Origin of the sequence: Actinomyces timonensis DSM 23838, from assembly GCF_000295095.1 — a bacterium.
In the GTDB taxonomy this organism is placed as follows: domain Bacteria; phylum Actinomycetota; class Actinomycetes; order Actinomycetales; family Actinomycetaceae; genus Actinomyces; species Actinomyces timonensis.
Window position 1 is genome coordinate 205,286 of record NZ_JH806632.1, and the last position, 13,539, is coordinate 218,824.

Annotated in this window: 14 protein-coding genes; 7 read left to right on the forward strand and 7 right to left on the reverse strand. The window is 72.7% G+C overall.

Translation table 11 applies throughout. From position 1 onward, the window contains the following. Nucleotides 1–82: 82 nt before the first annotated feature. Nucleotides 83–1,573: a sensor histidine kinase gene (locus A1QA_RS0100890; RefSeq protein WP_017177052.1), complete on the reverse strand. Its 1,491-nt coding sequence runs from the start codon at nucleotides 1,571–1,573 to the stop codon at nucleotides 83–85. 65 nt (nucleotides 1,574–1,638) lie between these two features. On the opposite strand from A1QA_RS0100890, the gene A1QA_RS0100895 reads away from it, so the two are divergent. The 4 genes from A1QA_RS0100895 (at nucleotide 1,639) to A1QA_RS0100910 (ending at nucleotide 4,346) form a co-directional block, all read left to right on the forward strand. Then, entirely contained in the window at nucleotides 1,639–2,133 is a 495-nt protein-coding gene (locus tag A1QA_RS0100895; RefSeq protein WP_017177053.1) for a DUF2505 domain-containing protein, read from the forward strand. Nucleotides 2,134–2,257: 124 nt separating this feature from the next. Further along, the gene (locus tag A1QA_RS0100900; protein ID WP_017177054.1) at nucleotides 2,258–2,713 is read left to right on the forward strand and encodes an OsmC family protein; all 456 of its coding nucleotides are present in this window, start codon (nucleotides 2,258–2,260) and stop codon (nucleotides 2,711–2,713) included. A gap of 128 nt (nucleotides 2,714–2,841) precedes the next feature. Then, complete coding sequence (locus tag A1QA_RS0100905; RefSeq protein ID WP_043507962.1) at nucleotides 2,842–3,495, forward strand: hypothetical protein; 654 nt, start codon at nucleotides 2,842–2,844, stop codon at nucleotides 3,493–3,495. Then, nucleotides 3,492–4,346 carry a thymidylate synthase gene (locus tag A1QA_RS0100910; protein ID WP_017177056.1) on the forward strand — a complete coding sequence of 285 codons (855 nt, stop codon included), beginning with the start codon at nucleotides 3,492–3,494 and terminating at the stop codon, nucleotides 4,344–4,346. Before A1QA_RS0100905 ends, A1QA_RS0100910 begins: the two co-directional genes overlap by 4 nt. An 87-nt stretch (nucleotides 4,347–4,433) precedes the next feature. On the opposite strand, the gene A1QA_RS0100915 is transcribed toward A1QA_RS0100910, so the two are convergent. Then, entirely contained in the window at nucleotides 4,434–4,982 is a 549-nt protein-coding gene (locus tag A1QA_RS0100915; protein WP_017177057.1) for a dihydrofolate reductase, read from the reverse strand. Nucleotides 4,983–5,135: 153 nt separating this feature from the next. Here A1QA_RS0100915 and A1QA_RS0100925 point away from each other — a divergent pair, with 153 nt between their 5' ends. Then, a complete protein-coding gene (locus A1QA_RS0100925) occupies nucleotides 5,136–6,467 on the forward strand; it encodes an MFS transporter (protein ID WP_017177058.1) in 1,332 nt (443 codons plus the stop codon). 34 nt (nucleotides 6,468–6,501) lie between these two features. Here the strand turns inward: A1QA_RS0100925 and A1QA_RS0100930 are convergent, their stop codons facing one another. Then, entirely contained in the window at nucleotides 6,502–7,506 is a 1,005-nt protein-coding gene (locus tag A1QA_RS0100930; RefSeq protein WP_017177059.1) for a LacI family DNA-binding transcriptional regulator, read from the reverse strand. A gap of 235 nt (nucleotides 7,507–7,741) precedes the next feature. Here A1QA_RS0100930 and A1QA_RS0100935 point away from each other — a divergent pair, with 235 nt between their 5' ends. Together A1QA_RS0100935 and A1QA_RS0100940 are read left to right on the forward strand one after the other, a co-directional pair. Continuing rightward, nucleotides 7,742–8,626 (forward strand): TIM barrel protein, encoded by an 885-nt coding sequence (locus A1QA_RS0100935; protein ID WP_017177060.1) that lies wholly within the window; start codon nucleotides 7,742–7,744, stop codon nucleotides 8,624–8,626. Next, entirely contained in the window at nucleotides 8,623–10,044 is a 1,422-nt protein-coding gene (locus A1QA_RS0100940) for a sugar porter family MFS transporter (protein WP_017177061.1), read from the forward strand. Before A1QA_RS0100935 ends, A1QA_RS0100940 begins: the two co-directional genes overlap by 4 nt. 69 nt (nucleotides 10,045–10,113) lie before the next feature. On the opposite strand, the gene A1QA_RS0100945 is transcribed toward A1QA_RS0100940, so the two are convergent. Genes A1QA_RS0100945 through A1QA_RS0100960 form a run of 4 tightly spaced genes read right to left on the reverse strand, consistent with a single transcriptional unit; the run spans nucleotide 10,114 to nucleotide 13,365 of the window. Continuing rightward, nucleotides 10,114–11,133 carry an ABC transporter substrate-binding protein gene (locus A1QA_RS0100945; RefSeq protein WP_017177062.1) on the reverse strand — a complete coding sequence of 340 codons (1,020 nt, stop codon included), beginning with the start codon at nucleotides 11,131–11,133 and terminating at the stop codon, nucleotides 10,114–10,116. Next, on the reverse strand, nucleotides 11,130–11,810 hold the full coding sequence (locus tag A1QA_RS0100950) for an ABC transporter permease (protein WP_017177063.1): 681 nt from the start codon (nucleotides 11,808–11,810) through the stop codon (nucleotides 11,130–11,132). The genes A1QA_RS0100945 and A1QA_RS0100950 overlap by 4 nt, the downstream gene beginning before the upstream one ends. Further along, nucleotides 11,807–12,469: an ABC transporter permease gene (locus A1QA_RS0100955; RefSeq protein WP_017177064.1), complete on the reverse strand. Its 663-nt coding sequence runs from the start codon at nucleotides 12,467–12,469 to the stop codon at nucleotides 11,807–11,809. Before A1QA_RS0100955 ends, A1QA_RS0100950 begins: the two co-directional genes overlap by 4 nt. Beyond that, nucleotides 12,466–13,365 (reverse strand): ABC transporter ATP-binding protein, encoded by a 900-nt coding sequence (locus tag A1QA_RS0100960; protein WP_017177065.1) that lies wholly within the window; start codon nucleotides 13,363–13,365, stop codon nucleotides 12,466–12,468. Before A1QA_RS0100960 ends, A1QA_RS0100955 begins: the two co-directional genes overlap by 4 nt. Nucleotides 13,366–13,539 lie beyond the last annotated feature (174 nt).

The window sequence follows — 13,539 nt, forward strand, 5'->3', positions numbered from 1 at the left end:
GGCGGGGGCCGCCGTTCTTGTGCCGCAGCGCTTCTCCCCCGGCCCCGCCGCCCCATCGGAGCAGCCACCGGCTCACGGCGGCTCAGCCGAGCACGGGCTCGCCACGGCGAGTGAGCCTGGCGACGATCGACACGTCGGTGCCACAGGTGCGCCCCTCGCTATCCACGACAGGCTCCCAGTCGATGCTGCCGCGCAGCTCCCCACGGACGAGGGTCTGGACGATCCGGGTGCCCAGGCCGGTCATGACGGTCCCGGGCTCGATCCCCGCGCCGTCGTCGACGACATGGACCTCGAGGCGCTCGCCGTCGCGCTGGGCGCGCACGATGACGGTGCCGTCGCGCTCCTCGAGCCCGTGCTCGACGGCGTTGGCCACCAGCTCGGCCAGCACCGTGGCCAGGGCCTGGGCGGAGTCGGCGTCCACGACGCCGAATGACCCCTCCAGCACGGTCCTCACCTGCCCCGCTGGCGTGGCGACGACCGCGGCGGTGCGCAGGATGGAGTCGAAGACCTCGTCGAACTCGACGGTCTCATCGACGTTGTGGCTGAGCGCCTCGTGGACGGTGGCGATCGCCGCGACCCTCCGCTCCGCCTCGGCCAGCGCCTGGCGGGTCTCGTCATTGGTGGCGCGGCGCGCCTGCATACGCAGCAGGGCGGAGACCGTCTGCAGGTTGTTCTTGACCCGGTGATGGATCTCGCGGATCGTGGCGTCCTTGTTCATGAGGACCTGCTCGCGGCGCCGCAGCTCGGAGACGTCGCGGACCAGGAGGATCGCCCCAGCCCTCTCCCCGCCCACGATGAGGGGGATGGCTCTCAGCACGACGAACACGCCGGCGATCTCGATCTCCGTGATCCAGGCCTGCCGACCCATGAGGACCACGGCCATGGTCTCGTCCACTTGCGTGCGCTCGGGGATGATGTCCGTGATCGCCGACGCCAGGTGGGCGCCGATCACCTCCCCCGCCATCCCCAGCCGGTGGAGGCAGGACCGGGAGTTGGGGCTGGCGTAGACGATGGTGCCCTCGGCGTCGAGCTGGACGACGCCGTCGGCGACCCGCGGGGTGCCGTGCCGCAGCGCGGTCACCCCGCCGAGGATCGGGAAGGCACCCTCGGAGATCATCTGGCACAGGGAGTCGGCGAGGGCCTTGAGGGGCTGATCCCCGAAGCGCTCCCCGCGCATGACGCCCACGCGCGTCTCCCGGGTGACGACGGCGACCGCCCGGCCCTCGTGGAGCACCGGGACGTATTCCTCGCGCACGGCGGTGGTCCCGGTCCACAGAGGATCGGACATGACCAGGATGGTGCCGGTGGTGAGGGTCTCCAGGGCCGCGACCTCACGGGAGGCCGGCATACGTCGCCCCACGACCTCCTCCAGGTGGACCGTCTGCCCCGTCGAGGGGCGGCAGTGGGCGATCGCCACGAAGCGGCCGCTCGTGCCGCGGACCCACAGGACGAGATCGGAGACGGACAGGTCGGCGATGACCTGCCAGTCCGCGATGAGGTGGCGGATCCAGTCGAGGTCGCGCGGCGGCAGGTCGATGGAGGCGCGCGACTGGGGCGGGAGGATCGGCGGCACGGTGGAAGCCTAGTCGAGGTCAGCGCCCATGGCGCGACGGCCCCCGCCATGGCAGGCTCTGCACCATGAGGAAGACACTGACGATCACCTACCCCGCAGATCCCGCCAAGGTCGCCGCCATGCTAGCCGACCCCGAGTACCAGCGCGGGCGGGTCGCCCGCCTCGGCTCCGACACCGTCACCAGCGAGGTGACCCCTGCTGGCGATGGCTTCTCCGCCACCGCCAGCGGCACCGTCCCCGCCGACAAGCTCCCCTCGGCCGCGCGCAAGCTCGTCCGCTCGGGCGTGTCCTTCACCGTCACCGAGGCCTGGGGCGGCCCCGCCGAGGACGGCTCGCGCACCGGCACGCTGAGCATCGACGCCGGTGGCGCGCCCGTGCGCTCCTCGGGCGCCCTGGCGATGCGCCCCAGCGGCGAGCAGACCATCGTCGAGGTGGACCTGGAGCTGAAGGTCACCGTGCCGCTGGTCGGCCGCGCCGTCGAGGACAAGGCCATGTCGATGGCAGGGCGCGTCATCACTGATGAGGAGTCCCGCGCGGCCGCCTGGCTGGACTCGCACTGATCTCCCGCCCCCGGCATCCCTGACATATTCCCACTGGCCCGCCGTGTCCGCCCTGCGCGCACGGCGGGCCGTTCGCACGCGCCCCGGTGGTCGCCGCGCGCCCCGGCATGCCACCATCGGGCCCATGAGCCAGACCCCAAGCATCACCCCCACCGCCGTCAACTCCGTGTGGGCCGAGCGCACAGGCACGCGCCAGTACCTGGGCCGCAACCACTCCGGCGCCGAGGTGCGCATCGGCACCGGCCCCGGGGAGTTCTCGCCCGGTGAGCTGCTCAAGCTCGCCCTGGCCACCTGCAACTCCCTGTCCGCGGACCACCGCCTGGCTAAGGCCCTGGGCGAGGACTTCGACGCCAACGTCGTGTGCGCGACGACCAAGAACGAGGACGAGGAGCGCTACGAGGCCTTCGAGGTCCAGCTCGTCGCCGATTACTCCTCCCTGAGCCCCGAGCAGCTCGCCGTGCTGCGCCAGCGCGTCGACGGCGCGATCGACCGGGTCTGCACCGTCGGCCACACCCTGGAGAAGAGCCCCGAGGTCCGGCTGCTCATCGTCCAGGACCCCGACGCCGAGCCCGCGGCCTGACGCCGCCCGGCGGCCCCCGCCCGCTGGCCCCCGCGCTGCCCGGCGGCGGGGTCGCGCCAAGCCGCGCCCCCTAGACTCTGCCCGAACCACCCCGACGACCAGGAGCATCCGTGAGCCGATCCACCGCCATGATCGAGGCAGCCGTCGACAAGGCGATCGCGATCCCCGCCTCGCGCATCACCGAGCGCGTGGCGCGCATGCGCCGCGACCGCCCTGGAGCCGACACCGCCGAGCTCGTCATGCTCGCAGCCGACCGCTTCCGCAACGAGGCGGGCCTGTCCTCAGGCGCCGTCGGGGCCTCGGCGGCCCTCCCCTCGATCGGCACCGCCAGCGCTGCGGCGCTCACCGTGGGGCAGACCGCGGTCTTCATCGGCTCCGCCGTCACCTACGTGCTGACCGTCGCCGAGCTCCAGGGGCTGCGCGTCGTCGAGCCGGAGAAGAGACGCGCCCTCGTGCTCTCCGCGCTCCTGGGCCGCGAGGGCTCTGAGGCCGTCCAGGGCCAGCTCGGCCTGGCCAGCCTCTTCTGGGCCGCCCAGGCACTGGCCCAGATGCCCATCCCCACCGCGAAGAGCATCAACGCCCAGCTCGCCAAGCGCCTTGCCAAGCGGGCCGCGGCCAAGGGCGGCGCTATCGCCCTGGGACGGCTGCTGCCGCTGGGCATCGGGGCTGCCATCGGCTACTCGGGCGGGCGCGCCCTGGCCAACCAGGTCATCGAGGGCGCCCAGGCGGCGCTCGGCCCGGCCTCGCCCTTCGCCCCCGCCATGGAGGTCATCGAGGCATGAGCGCCACCCCAGCACTGGAGTCCATGGGACTGGCCGCGCCCGACGGCGTCGACGTCGCCTATGAGGAGCTCCTGGCCGACATCCTGCTCCACGGCACCCCCAAGGGCGACCGCACCGGCACCGGCACCCGCTCCCTGTTCGCGCGCCAGCTCCGCTACGACCTGTCCCGGGGCTTCCCCCGCATCACCACCAAGTTCGTGGCGATGAAGGCGGTCAAGGGCGAGCTGTTGTGGTTCCTCAAGGGCTCGACGAACATCGGCTGGCTCACCGAGCACGGCATCACCATCTGGGACGAGTGGGCCGACGCCGACGGCGGGCTCGGCCCGGTCTACGGCGCCCAGTGGCGCTCGTGGCCTGCTCGCGACGGCGGGGCCATCGACCAGATCAGTGCACTCATCCACACGCTGCGCACCGATCCGGACTCACGGCGGATGCTCGTGTCGGCCTGGAATGTCAGCGAGCTCGACCGCATGGCCCTGGCGCCCTGCCATGCCTTCTTCCAGTGCTATGTGGCGGGCGGCCGCCTGAGCCTGCAGGTCTACCAGCGCAGCGCGGACATGTTCCTCGGCGTGCCCTTCAACATCGCCTCCTACGCCCTGCTCACCCACATGCTCGCCCAGCAGGCCGGGCTCGAGCCGGGAGAGCTCGTGTGGACCGGCGGGGACTGCCACATCTACTCCAACCATGTCGAGCAGGTGCGCGAGCAGCTGTCCCGGGTGCCGCGGGCCTACCCGTTCCCGACGCTGCGCCTGGAGCGGGCCGAGTCGATCGACGCCTACACGATGGAGGGCATCGACGCCTCGCAGGGCTACCAGCACCACCCCTCGATCAAGGCGCCCGTCGCGGTCTGATCACCGACGGCGTCCCCAACGGCGCGAGGTCATCGACGGCGTCCCCAACGGCGCGAGGTCATCGACGGCGTCCCCAACGGCGCGAGGTCATCGACGGCGCCAGGCGTCGACCCGCCAGGCGGCGTCCCCGGAGACGGGGCGCCACGCGCCCTCGGGATCGGACAGCGCGGCATCGCGCGCCCAGGCGGAGGCGTCGATGCGGGGCGCCCGTGCGGCGCCGCCCGGAGCCGTCACGGCGAGGTCGAGCGTGCTCACGAGCAGCAGGTCCGCCGCCCCGGCCTCCATGGCCTGGGCGTAGACGCTGGCGCCGCCGATGATCCACACCCGGGGCAGCGCTCCTGCCCTCTCACGCGTATCGGGGCCGAGCTCGGCGTCGAGGCCAGCCCCGGCCAGGGCGATGGCGGAGGCGAGGTCAGGGGCGGCCAGCGCCCCCTCGGCGGACCAGCCGGGCTGGCCGGTGAGGACGACGTTGCGGCGCTTGGCCAGCGGGCGGCCCAGGGAGTCCCAGGTGGCGCGGCCCATGACGAGGCCGCAGCCGAGGGTGGCGGCGCGGAAGTGCTTGAAGTCGTCGGGCACGCGCCACAGCATCCCGCCGTCGGCACCGATGACGCCCGCCGCGTCCTGCGCCCAGATCATTCCCACATGCGTTGCGCTCACGGCCGCCATCCTGCCAGGTCCAGGCGGGCCCTCGCGAGCATGAGGCCCCGCGACCCGCGCCGCGCCGCGCCGGGCATCGTGGCAGGCCTCGTGGCGGGCATCGCGCCTCCCGCCATCCTCTAGAGTGCGCCTGTGCCTGACCCCTCCCCCGCCACTCCCGCCTCCCAGAACACCGGCACCGCCCGCGCCACCCTGCGCGCGCTGCTCGCCATCGTCCTGTTCACCTACGTGGCGCAGAACATGCTCAACGTGTCCATCGCGCCCCTGGCCCGGGCGCTCGGGCTGCGCGAGTGGATCGTCGGCCTGGCGGTCTCCCTGGCAGCGCTGACGGTGGCCTCGCTCTCCCAGTTCTGGGGGCGCCGGTCGATCGCCTGGGGGCGGCGCCGCGTGCTGCTGAGCGCCCTCACCCTGGCGATGATCGCCGGATGCCTCTTCGCAGGCGCGGTGCGACTGCGGACGGCAGGCCTCCTGGGGGCGGCCGCGACCGCCGTCGCCGTGGTGGTGGCCCGCGGCCCGTTCTTCGGCGGCGCGGTGGCGGCGATCCCGCCCACCGGCCAGGCGCTCATCGCGGAGATGACGCCGGACGAGCGGGCGAGGGTCAAGGGGATGGCCGCCTTCGCGGGCTCGGTCCAGCTCTCGATCGTCATCGGATCGGTGGTCTCCTCCGCGCTCGGCGCGTGGTCCATCCTGGCGCCGGTGTACGCCACCCCGGTGTTCGTGGCGATCGCCCTGGCGATCGGGCTGGCGAGGATCCCCCACGACGGCGCCCGGCCGCGCCCGGCGCGCGAAGCCTCCCAGGAGGCTTCCGCCGGCCCGGACGAGCCAGTCGGTCCAGGAGAGTCGGCGACGGCGCGCGCCCCGGAGCCTGCCCGGGCCCTCCCACCGCGCGTGTCCTGGCGCGATAGGCGCCTGCTGCCGTGGATCGCGTCCGGCCTGGGCATGTTCTTCAGCGCGGGCGTGGTCCAGATCATCGTCGGCTTCATCGTCCAGGACCGCCTCGGCCTTCCCCCGCAGCGGGCGGTGAGCCTGACGGCGGTCATGCTGCTCGCCAACGCCGCGGGAGCCATGCTCATGCAGCTCGTGGCGGTGCCCCGCCTGGGGTGGTCGCCCCAGCGGCTCCTCCGCGCCGGGCTCACCACGGCCGTCATCGCCCTGTCATCGCTGGCGCTCGCCCCCTCCCTCCCCATCATGGCGGCCTCGACGTTCTTCCTGGGTATCGCCATGGGGCTCGTCGGCCCGGGCTTCACGGCGGGCGGCTCGCTCGCGGTCAGCGCCGCCGAGCAGGGCGGCGTCGCCGGGATCCTCAACGCCACGGGGGCGGTGACGTGGATCTTCGCCCCGGTCACGGCCACGGCCCTCTACGGCTGGCAACCGCTCGCGCCCTTCGTCCTCGCGCTCGCGGTGCTGTCGGCGAGCACAGCTGTCGCCTGGGCGCACCCGCGCATGAGGGCGGCGCGCCCCTAGAGGCCGCGCGCCCACCGACTCCCGCGAGCCAGCCTCATCCCACGCGCGCCACGGAGTCGCGCTCGACGAGCCGGGGCACGAGCACCTGGTCCGTGGCCAGGTAGTCCCGCCGGGCCCGGCCGATCGCCCGCTCCAGGGCCAGGCGCGCCATGAGCCTCGGGTTCTGATCGACGGTGGTCAGCGGCACGGGGCAGGTCCGGGCCCGGCGGGAGTCGTCGAATCCGACGACGGAGACCTCGCCCGGCACGTCGATCCCTCGCGCCTGGAGCTCCTGGACCAGGCCCGCCGCGCAGCGGTCGTTGAAGGCGGTGACCGCCGTCGGGCGCTCGGGCAGCTCCAGGAGCGCGGCGGCGGCCCTCGCCCCGTCCTCCTCGTCGAGTCCGCCCCGCAGGATCTCGCTGCGCTCTTCCAGGCCGAGCCCGGCCATCGCCTCGAGGTAGCCCTCCCTGCGCTCAGCGGACGATGGCGCAGTGCCACCGTCGACGTGGACGATGCGGCGGTGGCCGGCGCCCGCGAGGTGCTCGACCGCCAGGCGGAGGCCTCCCGCGTCGTCGATGCGCACCGTGTCCACGCCGGTAGCGCTCATCGGTCGGGCGACGACGACCACCGGCACCTCCTGCGCCAGGGCCGAGAGCCTGCGGACCCCCATGGCCGGTGCGAGCATGATGATCGCCTCGCAGCGGTCCCTCAGGAGCGTCTCCACGGCCTGGTGGTCGTCAACGGGGCCGACGACGCCGGAGAACGCCATCTCGTAGGAGGTCCCACCGATCTCCTCGTACAGGCCGGCCACCACCTCCGCGTGGAAGGGCTGGAGGACGCCGAAGGCCACACCGATGAGGCCGGAGGAGCTGCGCCGAAGGGCGCGGGCGCGCTGGTCCGGCCGGTAGCCGATCTCCTCGGCGACGGCCCGCACCCGCTTGCGCGTCTGCTCGGAGGCCCCGGGGGCACCGCGCATGACGATCGAGGCCAGGGAGACCGAGCAGTGGGCCCGCTCGGCCAGGTCCACGAGGGTGACACGCCCGGTCCTGCGCGAAGCCATCCATCCTCCTCCAGACGTCTGACATCTAGAATACTAGAACGTTCTGACATCGATTCTAGAACTTATCGCCCCATATTGAGGCAGAATGACGCACTCTGTTGCAGAGTTCGCCACCAGATCTACTCTCTAGAACTAGAACGTCCTAGCCTGGCATCGCCTGCCGGGCGCTCCGTGCCGGCAGGGCCCTCAGATGGCTCAGAAGCCCCGAAGACTCAGAAGACTCTGGGGGCCGTTCATGACTGACAAGGACGTCACCATGCCCCGAACCGCGCCCGCCAGCAGCGCTCCCGCCCCCACGACCCCTCCTCCTGACAACGCCTTCACCCTGGCCGCCTGCGCCGAGATGATCCACACCGATCTTCCCTTCGCCGAGCGCGCCCGCCGCATCGCCGAGCGCGGCCTCAAGGTCGAGATGTGGGACTGGACCGCGAAGGACCTCCCCTCGCTCGGCGCGATGCGGGCCGACGGCGTCGAGATCGTCTCGATGACCGGCTACACCCAGGGCGACCTGACCACTGACGACGGCGTCGCCCAGTTCCTCGCCACCGCCGAGGAGTCCCTGCGCGCGGCCGAGACGATCGACTGCCCCCGCCTCAACGTCCATGGCACGGGCCTGGGCGAGGGCGGGATCCCCGTGGTCGCCAACGCCCACCCGACGCCCAGCGACTGGCTCCGGGCCGCCGACACCTTGAGGCGCCTGGCCGAGCTCGGGCAGGCCGCCGGGCGGGTCTTCACCCTGGAGAACCTCAACCTCGCCGTCGACCACCCCGGCTGCCCCTTCGCGAGGGCCGAGGAGACCCGCGCGCTCGTGGCCGCCGTCGACTCCCCGCACCTGCGCATGAACCTCGACCTCTACCACGCCCAGATCGGCGAGGGGAACCTCATCGAGCTGTGCCGGGACTCCCAGGACTGGATCGGCGAGATCCAGGTGGCGGATGTCCCCGGCCGCTGCCAGCCCGGCTCCGGGGAGATCGAATACCGGGCGATCGCGAGGGCCCTCGCCGCGATGGGCTACCGGAGGACGGTCGCCATGGAGGCCTTCGCCTCAGACGATTCCGACGCCGCGCTCGACGACTTCATCGAGGCCTTCTCCGTGGCGGCGGGAGGCGAGGCCCGATGAGCGCCGCAACCGCCCCCGCTGCCGTCCCCTCCCCCGCCGACGAGCGGCGCATCAGTCACCGCCTGTTCACGATCCGCTCCATCGCCACGCTGGGCGGCCTGCTCTTCGGCTACGACACCGGCGTCATCTCCGGCGCCCTGCCGTTCCTCAAGAACCCCGCCTCCGAGGGCGGCCTGGGCCTGGACTCCTTCGGGGAGTCCGTCATCACCACTTCCCTGACCGTGGGCGCCGCCGTCGGCGCGCTCGTCGGAGGCCGCCTGTCCGACCGGTTCGGGCGCAAGCGGAACATCATGACCGTTGCGGTCATCTTCCTCATCGGGGCGCTCGGGTGCTCCCTGTCCCCCAACTTCGCCGCCCTGACGGTCTTCCGCCTCATCCTGGGCCTTGCCGTGGGAGGCGCCTCGGCCACCGTGCCGGTCTACCTCTCGGAGATCTCCCCGGTGGAGATCCGCGGCACCATGGTCTCGCGCAACGAGCTCATGATCGTCACCGGGCAGCTGACCGCCTACACCTGCAACGCGATCATCGCGACCGCCTGGCCCGGCGCCCACGCGTGGCGCTGGATGCTGGTCATCGCCACGCTTCCCGCGATCGGCCTGTGGGTCGGCATCCACCTGCTCCCGGAGTCCCCCAGGTGGCTCGCTTCCAAGGGCAGGGTGGCCCAGATGTGGAGCGTCCTCAACGAGGTCCGCATGCCCCCGGAGGTCGACGACGAGGGCGATGACATCGTCCGCCGCGTCGAGGAGGAGGCACGCATGGGCAAGGGCTCCTGGGCGGACCTGCAGGTGCCGTGGATCCGCAAGATCACGGCCATCGGCATCGGCCTGGCGCTGCTGTCCCAGCTCACCGGCGTCAACGGCATCATGTACTACGCGCCCACGATCCTCATCTCCACGGGACTGGGCACGCAGGCCTCCATCGTGGCCACCATCGCCAACGGCGTCGTCTCCGTCCTCTCGGTGTACATCGGCATCGCCTACTTCCTCAAGCGACTGCCCCGGCGCCGCATGATCCTCATCGGGCAGACCGGCTGCGTGGCCTCCCTGACGGCCCTCGGCCTGGTCTTCCTCCTGCCAGAATCCTCGCTGCGCAGCTACCTCGTGCTGCTGTTCATGCTGAGCTTCCTGTACTTCATGCAGTGCTTCATCGGGGTGACCTTCTGGCTCATGCTCTCCGAGATCTTCCCGATGCGCGTGCGGGGCCTGGCCAATGGCGTGGCCGTGTTCTGCAACTGGGTCGGCAACATCATCGTCGCCCTGTCCTTCCCCAACCTCATCGAGGCGGTGCAGGGAGGCGTGTTCTTCATCTTCGCCGTCATCAACCTGGGCACGCTCGCCTTCTACGCGCGATTCCTGCCCGAGACGAAGGGCCATTCCCTGGAGTCCCTCGAGCGCCACTTCGAGCAGCGCTACTCCTGAAGGCGCGCCGCCCGGGGCCGGGCTTCCCGATCCCGAGCCGCAGCCGCCCACTCCCCGCCGCCCGGGGCCTCAGACGAGGCCCTGGGCGGCCAGCCAGTCGGCGGCGATGACCTCAGCGGCCAGTTGCTCCCCGGTGGAGCGGGCGTTGAGGGCGCGCAGCTCGCCCGGGGCGAGGCGCGCGCAGACCGCCTCGATGGCCTCCACGGCCGGGGCGGCGAGGCTCTCGGCGACGAGCGGCGTGACGCGCTGGGGCGCGATGAGCCCGGCGGGGTCCTCCAGCACCACGAGGCCGTTGGCCTCGATGGCGGGATCGGAGGAGTAGATGTCGGCGACGTCGACGCTCCCGTCGGTCAGCGCCTTGACGGTGAGCGGCCCGCCGGAGTCCTCCACGGGGGTGACCTCGACGTCGACGCCGTAGACGGACTTGACGCCCGCGGGCCCGTAGGGGCGGGCGATGAACTCGCTGTTGGCGGCCATGCTCACGCCGCGCCCGAGACTGGCGAGGTCGCCGATGGAGACCAGGCCGTGTGCCTCGGCGCTGGAGCGGGTGACGGCGAAGGAGTCCTGGTCGGTCGCCTCGGCCGGGGGCAGGACCCGCAGTCCGGCGGGAAGGACGCGGGCCAGCTCCTCCTGGACGGCGTCGGCTGTGGCGGGGCTGGGGCTCGCAGCTCCCCCGCCGCTCCCCGTGCCCTCAGCACCCTCACTGCCCTCAGTGCTCCCGCCGCTCCCGGCGGGGCTTGCGCTCGCCGTCACCGAGGAGCGCTGGTAGTACTGCAGGAGGTTGCCGCCGTACTCGGGGATGACGTCGATGGAGCCGCTGGCGATCTCGGGCAGGTAGGCCTCGCGCTGGCCGATGCGGAACTCCCGCTGGACCGTGAGCCCCTTGGCCTCGATGGCCTGGGCGAAGAGCTCGGCGATGATCTCGTTGGAGTAGTACTGCTGGCTGCCGACGACGACGGCGCCGCGCCGGCGGTGGACGGCGAAGGGGTTCGCGTTGGAGCAGCCCGCCAGGAGGGCGGCGGTGCTGGCGCCCAGGCCCACGAGCATGGCGCGCCGGGTCGGCGGGGCGGGGCGGTTCAGGCGGTTCATGAGGCCTCCTCGCGACGCTGCCGGGATCCCGCGGGGGCGCTGGCACGCTGGAGGAGCGCGAAGAGCGCCTCCGAGACGAGCGCCAGGGCGATGACCAGGAGCGCGGCGGCGAGCATGATCGGGTAGTCCTGGGTCTTCAGGCCGAGGAACATGAGCCGCCCCAGGCCCCCCGCGCCGGTGTAGGCCGCCAGGGTGCCTGTGGCGATGACCTGCAGGGAGGCGGCGCGCAGGCCGCCGAGCATGATGGGGGCGCCCAGCGGCATCTCGACCCGCGTGAGGATCTGGAGGGGGCTCATGCCCGCCCCCCGGGCGCCGTCGACGGCGGTGGGGTCCACGGACTCCACGCCCGAGTAGGCCCCGGCGAGGGCGGAGGGCAGGGCGAGGATGACCAGGGCGAGCATGGGGGCGGCGAGCCCGATGCCCAGCGCCAGGCCGAACATGGTGATGAGTCCCAGGGTGGGCAGGGCGCGCACGGCACCGGTGAGCGTGATGACGAGGGCCCGCCCGTGGCCGGTGTGCCCGATCCACCATCCGATGGGCATCCCGATGAGGGCGGCGATCGCCACGGCGGCCAGCGAGTAGGCGGCGTGCTGGGCCAGGAGCCGGGCGATGCCCATGGAGCCGGACCAGTGGGCGCCGTCGGCGATATAGGCGAGGGCTTCCAGGAGGAGTCTCATGCGGCGGTCCTCCCTCTCCGGGCGCCACCGCCGCGGGTCCAGGGCATGAGGAGGCGTCCGCCGGCCACGATGAGCAGGTCCACCACGAGAGCGGTCAGGGCGGTGAGGCCCACCCCGGCGATGATCTCGGGCCAGATGCCCCGCTCGAAGCCGTCGGTGAAGAGCCAGCCGAGGCTGCGCACGCCGAGGACCGCGCCGACCGTGGTCAGGGAGATCGTGGAGACTGTGGCGACCCTCAGGGCGGCGACGATCGCCGGGCCCGCCAGGGGCAGCTCGACGCCGAGGAATCGGCGCAGGCGCCCCATGCCCATCGCCGTGGCGGCGTCGAGGGCGCGGTGGTCGACGGCGTCGAGGGCCTCGACGGTGGCGGGGACGAGGAGGGCGAGGGCGTAGAGGGCCAGGGCGACGACGACGTTGAGGGTCGATCGGATGCCGGTGGCCAGGATGATCGGCAGGATGACGAACAGCGCGAGGGAGGGGATCGCGTAGAGGAGGGACGCGGCGGTGGTGATGAGGCCGCGCAGGGGGCGGACCCGCTGGGCCAGGCGCGCCAGGGGAATGGTGATGAGCAGGGCGACGGCGATCGCGGGCAGCGCCTGGGCGAGGTGGGAGCCCAGGCAGCTGAGGATGAGGCTGCGACTGGCCAGGATCCAGGTCATGGACGGGGCACCTCGGCGCGCTCGGGCGCGGGGGCCGCTGCTGCGGGGGGCACCGCTGCCGGGGCCAGCGCGGGGCTGGCGCCGGAGTCGCGCACGGCGGTCTCGCGCAGGCGGGAGGCGCGGATGTCGTCGTCGAGGCCGAGGAAGCGCTCGACGAAGGCGTCGGCCGGGTGGTGGAGGATCTGCGGGCCGCTCCCGCGCTGGGCGATGCGGGCGCCCTCGCGCAGGACGATGATCTCGTCGCCCAGGGCCAGGGCCTCGTCGACGTCGTGGGTGACGAACAGGATCGTCTTGCCGAGCTCGCGCTGGAGGCGGGCGGTCTCGGCCTGCAGCTCGCGGCGCACGAGGGGGTCGACGGCGCCGAAGGGCTCGTCCATGAGGAGGATCGCGGGGTCGGCAGCGAGCGCGCGGGCGACCCCGACCCTCTGGGCCTGCCCGCCGGAGAGCTCGTGGGGGTAGCGCTCGGCCAGGGCCGGGTCGAGGCCGAGGATGTCCATGAGCTCGTGGGCGCGGTGGGCGGCCTGCGCCCGGCCAGTGCCGTTGAGGCGGGGCACGAGGGTGATGTTGTCGATGACGCGGCGATGCGGCAGGAGGCCGCCGTTCTGCATGACGTAGCCGATGGAGCGGCGCAGGGCGACGGGGTCGCGCCCCGCGACGTCCTCGCCGTCGATGAGGACGCGCCCGCTGGAGGGCTCGACCATCCGGTTGACCATGCGCATGAGCGTCGTCTTGCCCGAGCCCGACGAGCCGAGCAGGACGGTGGTGGTGCCCGGCGCGATCGTGGCGCTGAAGGCGTCGACGGCGGGGCCTGCGGCGGTGCCCGTTCCCTGGCGCTTGGCGCGCCGGGGGACGGGGTAGCGCTTGGTGACGGAGTCGAACTCGATCTCGCCACTCATCGATGTGCTCTCCTCGTGGTGTGGGCCTGGGTTGCCACCCATTCGGTCTGGGCATCTCGCGACGCCGCGGGTGCTGTCCGCACGGGCCAACACCCGATCGGGCTATCCCATTCCCCGCACCTGGGAAGGGCCTCCATGCCCGCTCCGAATCCTCGCAGAATCCTCGACGCCGGC

Coding starts and splice junctions, on each gene's coding strand:
- A1QA_RS0100895 (WP_017177053.1), top strand. CDS start 1,639: ATGAGGAAGACACTGACGATCACCTACCCCGCAGATCCCGCCAAGGTC.
- A1QA_RS0100900 (WP_017177054.1), top strand. CDS start 2,258: ATGAGCCAGACCCCAAGCATCACCCCCACCGCCGTCAACTCCGTGTGG.
- A1QA_RS0100905 (WP_043507962.1), top strand. CDS start 2,842: ATGATCGAGGCAGCCGTCGACAAGGCGATCGCGATCCCCGCCTCGCGC.
- A1QA_RS0100910 (WP_017177056.1), top strand. CDS start 3,492: ATGAGCGCCACCCCAGCACTGGAGTCCATGGGACTGGCCGCGCCCGAC.
- A1QA_RS0100915 (WP_017177057.1), bottom strand. CDS start 4,982: ATGATCTGGGCGCAGGACGCGGCGGGCGTCATCGGTGCCGACGGCGGG.
- A1QA_RS0100930 (WP_017177059.1), bottom strand. CDS start 7,506: ATGGCTTCGCGCAGGACCGGGCGTGTCACCCTCGTGGACCTGGCCGAG.
- A1QA_RS0100935 (WP_017177060.1), top strand. CDS start 7,742: ATGACTGACAAGGACGTCACCATGCCCCGAACCGCGCCCGCCAGCAGC.
- A1QA_RS0100940 (WP_017177061.1), top strand. CDS start 8,623: ATGAGCGCCGCAACCGCCCCCGCTGCCGTCCCCTCCCCCGCCGACGAG.
- A1QA_RS0100945 (WP_017177062.1), bottom strand. CDS start 11,133: ATGAACCGCCTGAACCGCCCCGCCCCGCCGACCCGGCGCGCCATGCTC.
- A1QA_RS0100950 (WP_017177063.1), bottom strand. CDS start 11,810: ATGAGACTCCTCCTGGAAGCCCTCGCCTATATCGCCGACGGCGCCCAC.
- A1QA_RS0100955 (WP_017177064.1), bottom strand. CDS start 12,469: ATGACCTGGATCCTGGCCAGTCGCAGCCTCATCCTCAGCTGCCTGGGC.
- A1QA_RS0100960 (WP_017177065.1), bottom strand. CDS start 13,365: ATGAGTGGCGAGATCGAGTTCGACTCCGTCACCAAGCGCTACCCCGTC.